Genomic DNA, 13,650 nt, shown 5'->3' with positions numbered 1-13,650 from the left:
CTTAAATCTTTGCTAGCGAACCGGTGCACTCATCAAACTCAGTGCATCGGATAAATCAAAAGGGGAGAAGCTCTCCCCTAAAAGATGATTAACCTAGAGTAACGATAACTTCGTTTACTGAACCTTCCGCTTGAACTGGTACAGAGGCACCATTCATTGCCTCACCGTTCACAGTAATCGACTTAACGCCTTTGCTTACTGAGTCTGGGTTAACGACTTTGATGTTGTACGTTGCACCTAGCCATTGGCGAGTCACTTCGAAACCTGGCCAGTTCGTTGGGATACATGGATCGATAGTCAGACCATCAAAGCCTGTACGCACACCAAGGATAAAGTTGGTAACAGCGAAGTAAGCCCAGCCAGATGTACCTGTTAACCATGGGTGGTTTGCACGACCGTGGTCTTGGTGGTCACGACCCATAATGAACTGCACGTATGAGTAAGGTTCTGCAATACGTTTTTCGATGATGTCGTTCTGGTTGTATGGGTTTAGTGCATCGTAGAACTTCATTGCACGATCACCACGACCCAGTTTCGCTTCAGCTACCCAAGCCCATGGGTTTGGATGCGAGAAGATTGCACCGTTCTCTTTTACGCCTTGGTAAACGCGAGTTACGAAGCCGATATCATCATTCGGTGTTGCAAAAGATGGTGAGTTTAGATGCAGGCCGTATTCGGAGAACAGGTTCTCATCGACTGCGTCCATCGCTTTTTCGCCGCGCTCTTGAGATACCGCGCCAGAAAGTACTGCAAGCGTGTTTGACTCTAGATGCACTCGGCCTTCCGCTTGTTGCGCAGTACCGATCTTGTCGCCATTTTTCGTCAGACCACGGATGTACCAACCGCCTTCGTCATCCCAAAGGTGTGTTTCACACGCTTCACGAACGTTTGCTGCCATCACTGTGTATTTTTCAACGTCGGCTTCTTTGCCTAGGTATTTCGCTAGGTCGATGAACTCCTGCAGTGCCCAGAAATGTAGGAACGATACCATTGAAGATTCGCCGCCACCTAGGTTCAGACAGTCATTCCAGTCTGCACGCAGGCCTTTACAGATACCGGTTTGACCGACGTATTCAGCCGAGAAGTCTAGCGCTGCTTTCATGTGGTCATAAACGGTTGCATCACCGCCGTCTGCGTAAGGGATCACTTCGTCAAAGAAGCTGTGCTCACCGGTTTCCATTACGTACTTACAGATGGTTGGGACTAGCCATAGGTGATCATCAGAACATGTGTCTTCGATGCCGTGAATCTTATCTTCGTCAGAAGGTGTTGGAACTACTGTTGGAGATTTAGATGGTTTAACATCTGCTTTCTCTGGATCGAACCAATCTGGATCGAATAGGTGTAGACCGTAACCCGCCTTTACTTGACCGCGCAGTAGGTCAACGATACGTTTACGCGTCATTGCAGGGTTAGCGTGAGGAACTGAGATTGCATCTTGCGCTGTATCGCGGTAACCAAGACCAGTACGACCACCCACCTCGATGAACGAAGCAAAACGAGACCACACCACACAAGTTTCTGCTTGGTATAACGTCCAAGCGTTGATCATGGTGTCTAGACCTTCGTTTGGTGATTTCACTTGGAACTTGCCACAACGCTCATCCCAGTGTGCTTTGATACCCGCAAATGCATTGTCGACTTCTGCAAGGTCTTGGTACTTAGCACGTAGACGCTCACCATTGCCTTTACCGATACCTAGAATGTAAGCAAAGCGAACTTCTTCACCCGGTTGGATAGTAAATTGCTTATGTAGAGAGCCACAGTGGTTGTAACAAGTTTGCGCTGTATTGAAACACTTACCTTGTTCTACCGCTAACGGGTTTGCTTCGTCACGGTATAGGCCAAGGAAGCTGTCACGTTGACCGTCGTATGAATCTGGGTCAAATGTTGAAGCTAGGTAGTAGAAACCTTCGAAATCGTTGGTGTTGTAGTACAGGTCGTACTCAATCACGCCTTCATTGTAAGCCGTACCTGCTGAGTACAGAGACATCTGATGGTTTTGGTTATCAGATTGAATGTGGCTAAATGAGAACTCAACAAATGAGAATGCGCTGATCGTGCGTGGTTTGTCTGAGGTGTTTTTAATCACTACATCCCAGATTTCAGCGTCTTCGCCTTTTGGTACGAACAGAGTTTTCGTTGCGGTGATACCGCTGTATTCACATTTGAACTTAGAGTAAGACAAGCCGTGACGAACTTCGTAGTTTGCTTCGTCTAGGCTTTTCGCAACTGGTTGCCAAGAGATTGACCAGTAATCACCTGTCTCATCATCACGTAGGTAAACGTAGTGTCCTGGGCGATCGAATGTCGCATTTGGACGGAATTTAGTAACACGGTTGTATTCTGGAGAGTTGTAGAACGAGTAGCCCCCTGCGTTGTGCGAGATAACCGTACAGAACTTCTCAGTACCTAGGTAGTTTGTCCATGGTGCTGGTACGTCAGGGCGAGTGATGACGTATTCGCGATTCTCGTTATCGAAATAGCCGTATTTCATTTGTGTATTTCCTTTTTACTAAGCTGCGCCTGCAGCCAAAAATTTAAAAACTCTTTAAGCGTGATGCGTTGGCATCTAGCTTGGTATTACTTCCACGGTTTACGGTAATTCACTCCCTGCAAGTCGAGCAGAGGAAGGTGACCTTTCAAACGTGATAAATAGTCGGTCCAATCGCGGTGTTGTTTTTCAGTCCAACATGCTTCTGCCATGGCAGTCAGGCGAGGGAAAATCATGTAGTCCATGCGCGATGGGTTGTTGATGATTTCGCACCATAGAGCGGTTTGAATGCCCCAAATGCGTTTTCTGATTGGGTCGTCAGCAGGGACTTCTGCTAACGGCTCGTAGTTGTAAGCTTTTTCTAATGGCAGTGGGTTTGCCCAGTCCACGCCCGGTTCTTCAGGTGCGTAGTCTTGGGTCATATCTAGATAAGTAGTTTGTGCCGGTTGCAGCACCACATCAAAGCCTTGGCGAGCACAGTTCAACGCCGCTTCTTCGCTTAGCCATGAGTAGATCACCGTATCTTTACTGACCTTGTTGCCGTGTTGAGCTTCTTCCCAACCCAGCATGCGTTTACCCAGTTTGCGTAGTTTGTCTTCTGCATGACGTAGGAAGTGGCCTTGTAGTTCCTTGTAATCGGTGTATCCCAACTTCTCCATAAACGCTTGGCAAGCCGGACTTTTCGACCACACGCCGTTAGGCACTTCGTCTGCACCAATGTGGACATAAGGAGCAGGGAAGAGCGCCGCGATTTCTTCAAGTACTTTGTCGATAAACTCGTAGCTACCCGGCAGAGCAGGGTTGATGACGTTGTCGTTGTAGTGCTGAATGCTGCGATATTCCGTCGTATCCTCTGCTTCAACCAATAGGTGTGGCAGAGCCTTAATCGCGGCACGACAATGACCAGGTACATCAATTTCAGGAATGATGGTGATGCCACGTTGTGCTGCAAATTCGATGACGTCTTTGATTTCTTCTTGCGTGTAGAAGCCGCCGTAGCGTTGAGACAAATGGGTGTATTGCGGCTCGATGGTTTCATCAATTCCGCGCCACGCACCAATATCGGTAAGCTGAGGAAGAGATTTGATCTCGACACGCCAGCCTTCATCGTCAGTGAGGTGCCAATGGAACGTGTTGAACTTGTAGTGTGCCAATAAGTTGATCAGGCGTTTTACTTGCTCTACCGAGTGGAAATGGCGAGCGCAATCCAGCATCATGCCGCGGTATCGAAAACGAGGGCTGTCTTTGATAGAGCAGCACACTACTTCCATGGTGTTGGTATTCTCGTCTCGTTTTAGTAGTTGCAATAAGGTCGCACAAGCATGGGTAAAGCCAGACGAAGACCCTGCCTCAATCTTGATCGACTCTTCTGACACTTTTAACTTGTAAGCGCCTTCATCTAGCGTTGGGTTGCTTTTAAACAGGATTTTTCCGCTGTTGGATGACGAAAGCTCAAACTGATGAATACGCTGGAGTTCTTCCAGTAACCACGTTTTTGCTGAGTTGGCTAAGTCAGTATAAATTGCCACGCCAGCTTGCTCGTCAAACGTGAACGAGTGGTCGCTGACCTCAATATGATTAGGCTTTGGCAGCAACGGTTGTGCATGGGTTAAGCTTGCAGGAATCTCACTGCGTTCACGGTAAGGTGACGCTAAAACGATAGGTGTTACATCCACTTGTGCGCGCTGTGGATTTCCATCAACGACAAAGTCGATCATCGCTTCATTAAAGCCATCCGAGTAATAACGGAATGGGTTTGAACCAATACTGAATTCACAGTAATAGTGATGGTTGGCAGCCAGTACCATACCTTCCGGTTTTAGTGTGCAAAAGCTACCAATTTGAGTCAGTTGACCATTTGAAACGCTGTCTGGAAGAATGTAACGATCGAAAGCGAAAGTTAAGCTCCAGCTGTTTAGGTCTTGGTCGCTCAAGTTATGAAACGTGAGTCCAAAGCGGCAGTTTTGTTTTTGCTCAGAAAGGACCACTAAATCAACACGATATTCCATGTTCACTCCTACTCAACACTCACGGCGTAAAGGTTATGCTCTGGTTTGCCAGCAAACATAATGGCTCCTTCAATCGCATCAAATTGAGGTTCAACCACCCACTGTTGAACTGGAGGAGACAACCAGTTCAGAATTCGCTCTGCGATACTGCCCATTAGGCAGATACGAGTAGCCCCACGCTTATTCAGCGCGACTAAGAACATTTCTATATCGGCTGCGGTTTGCTTAAGCATTTCAATCGCCAGTGCATCACCCTGTTCCGCATGTTGGAAAATAACAGGAGAAAATTGACCGTAATCGCGAGGCAAAGCCTGTTTAGACCACGCCACTACGTTGTCGATGTCATTTTCAAAATGATTCATGACGTGCGCGGCAAGAGGTGTTTTTTCACGGATGCCATCTTCTGCTAGCAACACTTGTTGGATCAGACGCAACCCCATGACTGCGCCGCCACCTTGATCGGAGATTGGGAACTCACGACCACCAACGACATGTTGCTCGAGACCTTTGAGGAAAATGCCGCATGAGCCGGTTCCTGCAATCATGATTGCGCCATCTTCACCGTTATGCGCACCAATACATGCTCCGTAAGCATCGGTATTGAGTGTCATACTGGCAAATGGGTGCTCTAAAGCCATGAATGCTTGCCAAGAGGTTTTATGTTCAGCGCCCGCAAGTGCTAAGCCAACGTGCATAGAAGCAAAGTCTTGTTGAGAGAGACCGCCTTGTTGTGCCGCTGAAGCGATGGATTCAAGAATCGACGCCATCGCGACTTCTGCACCTAACATAATGTTAGCGCTGCCGCTTTTAGCTTCTCCAACGAAGTTGCCTTGCGCGTCTTTGATACGGGCGCGACAGGAAGTGCCACCGCCATCAATACCTACAAAATACATCCCCATGTTTATTGCTCCTTGAAGGCTTGAGAGTTCGCTAAAGTCGAGATGTGCTGAGCCTGACTCATTACTGCGAGTAGGTACCACGCACCATGCGGGATCCATTGTTCTCCCCAGCGCCAGTTTTGAAGCATGTCGTCTTTCTGTGCTGGTGGATTAAATGCAATGTCTTCCTCGTCTTCGAAACCGCCGGTGATGCCGTTACACACGCCACCTTTTGCATTGAAGAAACCATATTGAGGAAGGTAGTCCGGATTGTTACGACCATGACCGTCCAACATGCACATGTCGTACGGGTTCAGACCCACAATCCAGTTGATAGAATCTTGTGCGAGTTTAGAAAGCTGCTGCTTTAGAGTTTCTGACTCGATAAATGGTTGCACCAAATACGCCATGGTTGCGAGTGAACCTAAGCGAGCATTCTCACCTTGCCACCAGTAACCCGATTCATTGTTGTGTGCCACAAAGAACGCATCACGTTTTGCTTCGTCCACGCCTTTTACATATTGGCGTGGGTAACCAAATGGGTTCTTTACTCTATTGGTGATAGAGACTTCAAACTCACAAGCTTGAGTGATGATTTGTTTTGCTACTGAAGCGCACTCAGAGTCGTCTTCAATCGCCAAGTATTCGCACAGCGCGATAACAGGAAGTCCTGCTTCTGCCGCATGGAAGTAAGGGCGGCTGCCATCTTGATTGGCTGCCCAGAAATGTTGAATGTGCTCATCATTCATTTGACGAGCAGAAAGGCGGTTTGCCCACACGCGGCTTTCTTCTAGGTAGCGTGTTTCTTTGGTGGTCTTAAATAGCTCAACCGCTGCAAGTAATGCGCAGTATTCGTCGATGATGTTCTCTTCACCATCATTTAGGTATTGGGTGTTGTGCTCTTTTAAGTGCCAGTAGCCGTTTTCCGCTGCATTACGGTATTTTTGTTGGTCGAACTCACCATGACACTCTAGACGTGCTGCTGAAGCTAATGCCGCAATGCTAACGCCAGCTCCTTGTCGGTAACCGGCTTGGTAGTCATCAAACTTATGACCAAGTTGGGTTTCGTAGGCACAGATTTCACGTTGAGCTGTGTCTTTACTCCACTTGTCGAACACGGTCATGTAGAAGAAACCTTTTTCGTTTTGCATACGAACAAGGAAGTCTGCACCGAACAGGGCTTCTTCAATAAGGCGAGTAGCAGTGAATTTAGCCAGTTTGTCGTTGCCGTCTAGCAGGGACAAACCTTTCAACATGTTCCACACCACCATAGGGGTCTGCTGTGGGTTTAGGTAGTTTGCGTATGACAAATGGCTCAGATATTTGCTGACATCGCCTGAAGCGTCATACCAACCACCATGAACATCTGCGGTTTCGTCGGAATTTAGCAGTGGAGCCTGACGATCTTGCTGATCGAAAATGCCTCCGCAGCGCTGAGATTTAAAATAATGGATCACATCTGAAAGCGTGCGATCGAAAAGAATATGTTCGCCGATCTCAAAGTGAGATGAACGCAAATGGTCGAAACGAAGGTAATAGTTACCTGGAGTGTTAAACGAAGAAAAGTCGATAAGGTAGAAATGACCTTGATGCCAGTTTGCTACTTTGCCTTGCTTTTCTACCGTCAAGGTTGCAACGGTTTGATGGCTATCGGCACAAACCAACAAAGCCGTATAAGAAGACAGGCGTGGTCGGCTCGTCTGGATGATCGCTTTCTTAGGGCCCAGACGCTCGTAACCAATGTGGTTAGTCAGTAGCAGCATTCAATCTCTCCGGGAAACAATAAAATATAAAGGGAAAAAGGGGTCAGATTGATACCTGACCCTCGTTATGATTAATCTTCGAATAAGTAACAACGAACAAAGTGGTTATCAGATAGTTGCGTCACACCAGGCAGTCGCTCGCGACATTTTTCTGTGGCATGAACACAGCGTCCTGCAAATGGACAACCGACTGATTCAGGCGTCCAAAGTGGGATTTCACCTTTGTTGCCTTTCAACTTCTCGTGAATTGACTTCGATGGATCTGGCACGGCTGAAACCAGTAGTTGCGTATATGGGTGTTGAGGAGCGTGAATGATTTCCTCTGTGTCACCCCACTCAACCATGTGGCCGACGTACATAACCGCAAGATCTTCAGCAATGTAACGTGCTGTCGCGATGTCGTGAGTGATGTAAAGAAGAGACATTTGTTTCTCAAACTTCATCTCTTCCATCAGGTTAAGAACACCAGCACGGATCGATACGTCAAGCATTGATGTTGGTTCGTCAGCCAGTACCACTTCTGCACCAACTGCAATGTTACGAGCCAAGTTCACGCGCTGACGTTGACCACCAGAAAGTTGGTGCGGGAACTTTTGCGCCGTTTCTTTTGGTGGAATCAGACCAACTTGTTCTAGTAGGTCGTACACGCGCTCTTCCAACTCTTTTTTGTTGCCCGGTGATACCTTCTTGTGGATCAGCAGTGGACGAGCAATATGGTGGAAGATGTTGTGTGTCGGGTTTAGCGAGCCAAATGGGTCTTGCCATACCATTTGCACGCCTTCACGGTAAGTCATCAAATCGTGACGAGAAGTGATGTCTTGAATATCACGACCTTTGTACTCGATGATGCCATCCGTTGGTGCATACATTTTCGCAATCATTTTTGCGGTAGTAGATTTACCTGAGCCAGACTCACCTACCACTGATAAACCGCGGCTTTTGTACATTTTGAAAGATACGTCGTTGATTGCACGCATCTTAGATTGTTTGATTGAGTTACTGTTTAAAGGGAAGTCCTTAACGACATTTTTACCTTCAACCAGCAATTCGCCGAATTGTTTGCTCATAATTCTCTCCAGTGTAATTTTCTTCTTAGCTAGCGTTATTTTTTGTTGTTAAACCTTAGCTTGAGCAATCGTGTCGCCATACAAGTGGCAGTTTGAGAGACGACCAGGTTCAATTTGACGCAGCTGAGTTGGTACTCGCGTACAAGCTTCATGGACACGGTCACAACGAGCTTGGAATCGACAACCTTGAGGAACTTCTAATAGGTTCAAAGGGTTGCCTGGAATACCAGTCAATTTGGTCTTAGGACCAGTTAGTGGAGGGAAAGAGCTACCCAAACCTTTTGTGTAAGGGTGGTAAGGACTTTCCAGAATTTGTTTAGAAGGGGCAACTTCAATCAGTTCACCCGAGTACATGATGCCGATGCGGTCAGAGAACTCGACCATCAATGACAAGTCATGGGTGATGAACAGAATCGAGAAGCCAAATTCTTCTTTAAGTGCATAGATTTTTTGCAGAATCTCACGTTGAACTACCACGTCTAGCGCCGTTGTAGGTTCATCCATGATGATCATTTTCGGGTTCAAAGCCAAAGCGATAGCAATAACCAGACGCTGACGCATACCGCCAGAGAATTGGTGTGGGTAATCGCTTAGTCGGCTAGGGTGGATATCAACGATTTCCAATAGACCTTCTGCACGAACTTTGGCTTGAGCGCGAGTCATGTTGGTGTGACGCATGATTACGTCACAGAACTGCTCTTCCATCGTTAGTACTGGGTTCAAAGCGTTCATCGCACTTTGGAATACCATCGACATTTCGCTCCAGCGGAACGACTGCATACGCTCATCGCTGTATTGGAGGATATCTTCGCCATTGAAGATAACCTCACCACCAGTGATAAACGCTGGCGGCTTATGAAGGCGCATTAGCGAGAATGCAACGGTTGATTTACCACAGCCAGATTCACCTGCTAGGCCAAATACTTCGCCTGGTGCAATGTCGAAGCTGACGTTGTTACAGGCGCGGACATCGCCCGCATCTGTAATGTAGTCTACGCATAGGTTACGGATAGAAATTAGTGGTGCAGTCATGATTATTTATCTCCGCTCCATAGTGCATTTTGTGGTGCCAATTCTGGCTCACGTTCTTTCTTGTCTTGTGCTGCCATTTTCTTCCAGCGCTTCATGCCTTTGTGAGAACGAAGCTGCGGGTTAGCAATTTCATCGACTGCGAAGTTCAGTAGAGCAAGGCCAGTAACCAATAGAGTTAGTGCAATACAAGGTGCTAGAACTTCCCACCACGCGCCGATAAGCATCGCTGATGAAGTCTGTACGTTGTACAGCATGATGCCCCAACTGATGGTGTTTGCATCGCCTAGGCCTAGGAACGAAATTACCGCTTCCGTGTTGATTGCTAGCATTACTGAACCGATGAAGCTTGCACCAACGATTGGGATTAGGTTTGGCAAAATCTCAACGAAGATGATGCGAATTGGTGACTCACCCAGTACTTCTGCAGCTTTAACGAATTCTTTTTCTCGTAGTGCCATGGTTTGAGCTCGCACAACACGTGCACCCCAAGCCCAGGAAGTACCGGCGATAATCAAGGCAATGGTGAGCGGCCCTGCCTCCCCGATAAACGCAGCGAGTACGAACAGGAGTGGTAACTGTGGAATAACCAGCATGATGTTCATAGCGGCACTCAGTACGTCATCGACACGGCCGCCGAAGTAACCTGCTGAGATACCAATAACCGTTGCTAGGAAACACACGATAACACCCGCACCAAAACCCACACCCAGAGATACTCGAGCGCCATAAGCAACTTGAGACCAGATGTCACGACCCATACGAGATGTGCCTAGTACGTGGTCCGCTTTTTTCGACATAAGCAGCGTACGACGGTCATCTGCTAGGTTTTTAGCAACCCAGCCATCAGGGTTGTTTTGTGCTTGTTTTACAACAAATCCAGGGTATTCATGTGGGTTACCAGTGCGCTTATCTGGCGCGTGCTGAGTGATCAACGGAGCGGCAACGGCGACAAAGATGAATAACGAGATAATCGCCAAACCAACACGCGCGAACGCGTTACCTAAAATCAGTTTAAATAGTTCTTTCATGATTATTTGCCTCCCTTACGTAGGCGAGGGTCTAGAATCATGTACAGCATGTCAGCCATTAGGTTGAAGCATAGCATGAACATCGTCATGATGATTAGCTGACCTTGAAGTACTTGGTAGTCACGTGCGTGAATTGCGTTTAGAAGAACCGTACCTAGACCTGGGTAGTTGAAGATCATCTCGATGATTAGCTGACCACCGATTGCCATACCTAGAGACATTGAAAGTGCGGTTACACTTGGTAGTAGTGCGTTACGAGCTGCGTAGTTGAATACAACTCGGTTTTCGCTCAGACCCTTACCTTTTGCCATTGTGATGTAATCTTCAGCAAGAAGGTTGATCATGTTGTTACGCATGTTTACTAGGAAGCCACCAATCTGAACAATCGTCGCACAGAACAATGGAAGAATAGCGTGGTAACCCACGTTTTTTAGGAACTCCCAGCTTGTCCAATCTGGCACTGTACCCGGGGTGTAGGCGTAGCCTGATGGGAACCACTTAAGACCGATGGCAAAGATGAACAGCGCTAGCATCGCGATAACCATTTGTGGAATCGCTTGAATGATCAGTGTGCCCGGTGTTACGAATGCATCGTATCGGCTACCACGTTTCCAAGCTGCGAAGATACCTAGTACAGAAGCAATCGAGAACGATAGTACAACTGCAGTACCTGCTAGGAACAATGACCAACCGAATGCGCCACCTAGTAGAGAGTTAACTGAAAGCGGGTAGAACTGGATAGAAGTACCTAGCTCCCAGCTTAGAATGTTTTTGATGTACGACAGGTACTGAATGTAGATTGGACCATCTACGAAACCCAGCAGTTCTTTCATTGCTGCGATTCGCTCTGGCGTTACCTGTACTGATGCGTTAGCAAACATCATGGTAACTGGGTCACCAGGCATTGCTCGCGGAATAATGAAGTTTAACGTCGCTGCAACCAAGAGCGCGACAAGATAGAACGACAAACGTCTTAAAAAATAACCCATAACTCACACCTTACTCACCCAGATTTTTTCCCTGTTTCTGGTTTCAGGTCGCTCCTAGCGAAATTTAGAGCGAAAAATCCCCTGACGACGAGCGCCATATGTTGGTTTAGTAACAAGGGGATTTTTATAGGCGGCACACGGGATGTGTGCCGCTAGAAATGAACTTCTACTTATTTAACTGGTTTTAGGTCCAGTACGTGAAGTAGACGCTCTGGGATACCAGCCCAAATGTTTGGACGGCCCTTAGGATTTTCTTCGTTCCACCAACCAGTGAAGCGAGTTGTGTTGTATTGGTACATGTAAGCACCAGACATCACAGGGATAGTCACTTGGTCTTGAGCGATGATTTGCTGAATACCGTGAGCGATTTCTAGCTGCTCTTGCTTGTCAGCTGTCTTGTAGAAGCTGTTTAGAAGACCATCTAGCTTGTCGTTCTTGTAGAAGTGCATCGCGAAGCGAGGCATACCGTCACCAGATTGTAGTGCTGAGTTGTAAGCACTGTTCCAGTAAGTGTATGGGTCTGCACCGTGGAAGTAGTTGGTGTACGCAACGTCGTAAGTACCTTCAAGCATTGCTTGGTTGTACACAGAGAAGTCTGGTGTACGAGCACGTGCTTTGATGCCTACTTCTGCAAGTTGCTCAACAGCAAGCTGTACAGTGTTGTTGAAGTCAGTCCAACCGTTTGGAGATTGGATTAGTAGCTCGAAAGACTTACCAGATGGCGTGTCAACGAAACCGTCTTTGTTTACGTCTTTAAAGCCCGCTTTCGCTAGAAGTTTCTTAGCGCCTTCAGCGTTGTAAGAGTTGTAACCCTTGAACTTGTCGTGAGTCTTCTCGTCAGACCAAGCTTCGAATGCGTAGCCAAGACCAGATGCGAAGTCGTTCACTGTACCGCCGCCGTAGAATGCAATATCAATGATAGTTTGACGGTCAAGAGCCATAGAGAATGCGCGACGGAAGTCAACGTTAGTTAGTGCTTCGTTTTTCGCTGCATCTGGGTTCTTGAAGTTTACTACGAACGCTTGAGTACCTGCTGGCGGGTACCAGTAGTGGTGTTTAGGGCTCGCTGCTGCGTAAGTGCGGTCGATGTCTGGAACGAATGAAGAAGTCCAGTCCATTTCGCCGTTAACAATCTTACCTAGGAACTGGTCATTGTTCGCGATTTGAGGAACACGCAGACAGTCAACGTCTAGGTTCGCTGCATCCCAGTAGTTCGGGTTTTCACACTGGATGTACAGTTGAGGAGTGAAAGTGTCGATCACTGTGAATGGGCCAGAACCTACTGGGTTTTCGTTAGTGAATGTTGATGGATCTTTCACTTTGCTCCATACGTGCTTAGGTACAACTGGTACTTTAGCAATTTCGTAAGGAACGTTTGAGTTTGCTTCGCTTAGACGGAACTTAACTTGGTAATCGTTAACTTTCTCTACGCCAGTTACCCAAGAGTTGATACCAGATTGGTCTAGTTCTGGCTTCTCTTTAACTAGGTTGAAAGAGTAAACAACGTCATCAGCGGTAAACGCTTCGCCGTCAGACCATTTTACGCCTTTACGGATATCGAAAGTTACGCTCATTAGGTCGTCAGACATTTGGAAGTTTTCTGCTAGACGGAATACTGGCGTGTTGCCGTGCATTTCGTTGAAAACAACTAGTGGCTCGTAGATAAAGTCAGTAGTTGTGTGCAGGTTTGTTGCACCCAAGAAAGGGTTAAAGTTACGAACAAAAGTTGTAAACTCTTTAGGGTGGATAGTCAGTTCACTGCGCTCAGCGGCTGTAGCTACTGATGCAAAACCTGTAGTAGCCGTTGCAATAATTGCTGTTGCTAGTGCTGTTTTTTTAATATTGGCAAGCATAGCTGTTCCTTACTATTTGCTTTCATTTCACTAATGGAATTGAATGTCATCAATTGATAAACACTCTCCAAGGCCCACCTCTTCGCTCCACATTAAATTTGTTTCGCTCTAAGAGTGGCCTGTAGGCCTTAGGCAGGAGTAAGAAAACACCTTATCCACAAAATAATCAAACTCGATTCCCGTTAAAAACGTTAAAAACCGCACCAACTCCGTCATAAACGTCATTTTGTTCGTTTTTAAGCCTGATAAGGCTAAAAATTAAACGTTGATATGCGTCGCAGTTTATATCCACTTAAACTTTGTGTGTTAGTGTTTACTTACTCTTAATCTCTTTTAAATTAATGGCTTTGTGGGCTTGTAATGCTTTGGCGATCTGGCTCACACACGATTTTTTTGTTAATTAACTAGGTGAAATTTAATCTGCCGTTCTGTTGTGATTGACTTCGCAATCTCCATCAAATGTTGGCCTAATTTCCCTTGCTGAGTAAAAAATAGAGGTTTTTAACAGCAAAATTTGGCTGCTAATTATGCTTTTTT

The 13,650-nt window shown here is 46.8% G+C and carries 9 protein-coding genes; all 9 read right to left on the bottom strand.

Annotated elements, in window-relative coordinates:
• Positions 1–88: 88 nt before the first annotated feature.
• The 9 genes from H735_RS01040 to H735_RS01000 all read right to left on the bottom strand — a co-directional run bounded on the left by H735_RS01040 (position 89) and on the right by H735_RS01000 (position 13,113).
• Positions 89–2,497 carry a glycoside hydrolase family 94 protein gene (locus tag H735_RS01040; protein WP_020196588.1) on the bottom strand — a complete coding sequence of 803 codons (2,409 nt, stop codon included), beginning with the start codon at positions 2,495–2,497 and terminating at the stop codon, positions 89–91.
• An 86-nt stretch (positions 2,498–2,583) separates the two neighbouring features.
• Positions 2,584–4,503, bottom strand: coding sequence for a beta-N-acetylhexosaminidase (locus H735_RS01035; RefSeq protein WP_020196587.1), 1,920 nt, complete (start codon positions 4,501–4,503; stop codon positions 2,584–2,586).
• 8 nt (positions 4,504–4,511) lie between these two features.
• On the bottom strand, positions 4,512–5,402 hold the full coding sequence (locus H735_RS01030) for a glucosamine kinase nucleotide-binding domain-containing protein (RefSeq protein WP_020196586.1): 891 nt from the start codon (positions 5,400–5,402) through the stop codon (positions 4,512–4,514).
• Between the two features lie 2 nt (positions 5,403–5,404).
• Positions 5,405–7,144, bottom strand: a complete 1,740-nt coding sequence (locus tag H735_RS01025) for a glycoside hydrolase family 9 protein (protein ID WP_020196585.1) — start codon at positions 7,142–7,144, stop codon at positions 5,405–5,407.
• A 71-nt stretch (positions 7,145–7,215) separates the two neighbouring features.
• Complete coding sequence (locus H735_RS01020; RefSeq protein WP_020196584.1) at positions 7,216–8,211, bottom strand: ABC transporter ATP-binding protein; 996 nt, start codon at positions 8,209–8,211, stop codon at positions 7,216–7,218.
• A 48-nt stretch (positions 8,212–8,259) separates the two neighbouring features.
• The gene (locus H735_RS01015) at positions 8,260–9,243 is read right to left on the bottom strand and encodes an ABC transporter ATP-binding protein (RefSeq protein WP_005439411.1); all 984 of its coding nucleotides are present in this window, start codon (positions 9,241–9,243) and stop codon (positions 8,260–8,262) included.
• 2 nt (positions 9,244–9,245) lie between these two features.
• Positions 9,246–10,271 carry an ABC transporter permease gene (locus tag H735_RS01010; RefSeq protein WP_005439412.1) on the bottom strand — a complete coding sequence of 342 codons (1,026 nt, stop codon included), beginning with the start codon at positions 10,269–10,271 and terminating at the stop codon, positions 9,246–9,248.
• Between the two features lie 2 nt (positions 10,272–10,273).
• Positions 10,274–11,260, bottom strand: a complete 987-nt coding sequence (locus H735_RS01005; RefSeq protein ID WP_020196583.1) for an ABC transporter permease — start codon at positions 11,258–11,260, stop codon at positions 10,274–10,276.
• A gap of 170 nt (positions 11,261–11,430) precedes the next feature.
• Entirely contained in the window at positions 11,431–13,113 is a 1,683-nt protein-coding gene (locus H735_RS01000) for an ABC transporter substrate-binding protein (protein WP_020196582.1), read from the bottom strand.
• Positions 13,114–13,650: the final 537 nt, after the last annotated feature.

Origin of the sequence: Vibrio owensii CAIM 1854 = LMG 25443 (assembly GCF_000817815.1) — a bacterium.
In the GTDB taxonomy this organism is placed as follows: domain Bacteria; phylum Pseudomonadota; class Gammaproteobacteria; order Enterobacterales; family Vibrionaceae; genus Vibrio; species Vibrio owensii.
This window is presented reverse-complemented; position numbering and strand designations above follow the sequence as displayed.

Bases quoted from the DNA above. Each gene is read 5' to 3' on its own strand.
- H735_RS01040 (WP_020196588.1), bottom strand. From the start codon at position 2,497: ATGAAATACGGCTATTTCGATAACGAGAATCGCGAATACGTCATCACT.
- H735_RS01035 (WP_020196587.1), bottom strand. From the start codon at position 4,503: ATGGAATATCGTGTTGATTTAGTGGTCCTTTCTGAGCAAAAACAAAAC.
- H735_RS01030 (WP_020196586.1), bottom strand. From the start codon at position 5,402: ATGGGGATGTATTTTGTAGGTATTGATGGCGGTGGCACTTCCTGTCGC.
- H735_RS01025 (WP_020196585.1), bottom strand. From the start codon at position 7,144: ATGCTGCTACTGACTAACCACATTGGTTACGAGCGTCTGGGCCCTAAG.
- H735_RS01020 (WP_020196584.1), bottom strand. From the start codon at position 8,211: ATGAGCAAACAATTCGGCGAATTGCTGGTTGAAGGTAAAAATGTCGTT.
- H735_RS01015 (WP_005439411.1), bottom strand. From the start codon at position 9,243: ATGACTGCACCACTAATTTCTATCCGTAACCTATGCGTAGACTACATT.
- H735_RS01010 (WP_005439412.1), bottom strand. From the start codon at position 10,271: ATGAAAGAACTATTTAAACTGATTTTAGGTAACGCGTTCGCGCGTGTT.
- H735_RS01005 (WP_020196583.1), bottom strand. From the start codon at position 11,260: ATGGGTTATTTTTTAAGACGTTTGTCGTTCTATCTTGTCGCGCTCTTG.
- H735_RS01000 (WP_020196582.1), bottom strand. From the start codon at position 13,113: ATGCTTGCCAATATTAAAAAAACAGCACTAGCAACAGCAATTATTGCA.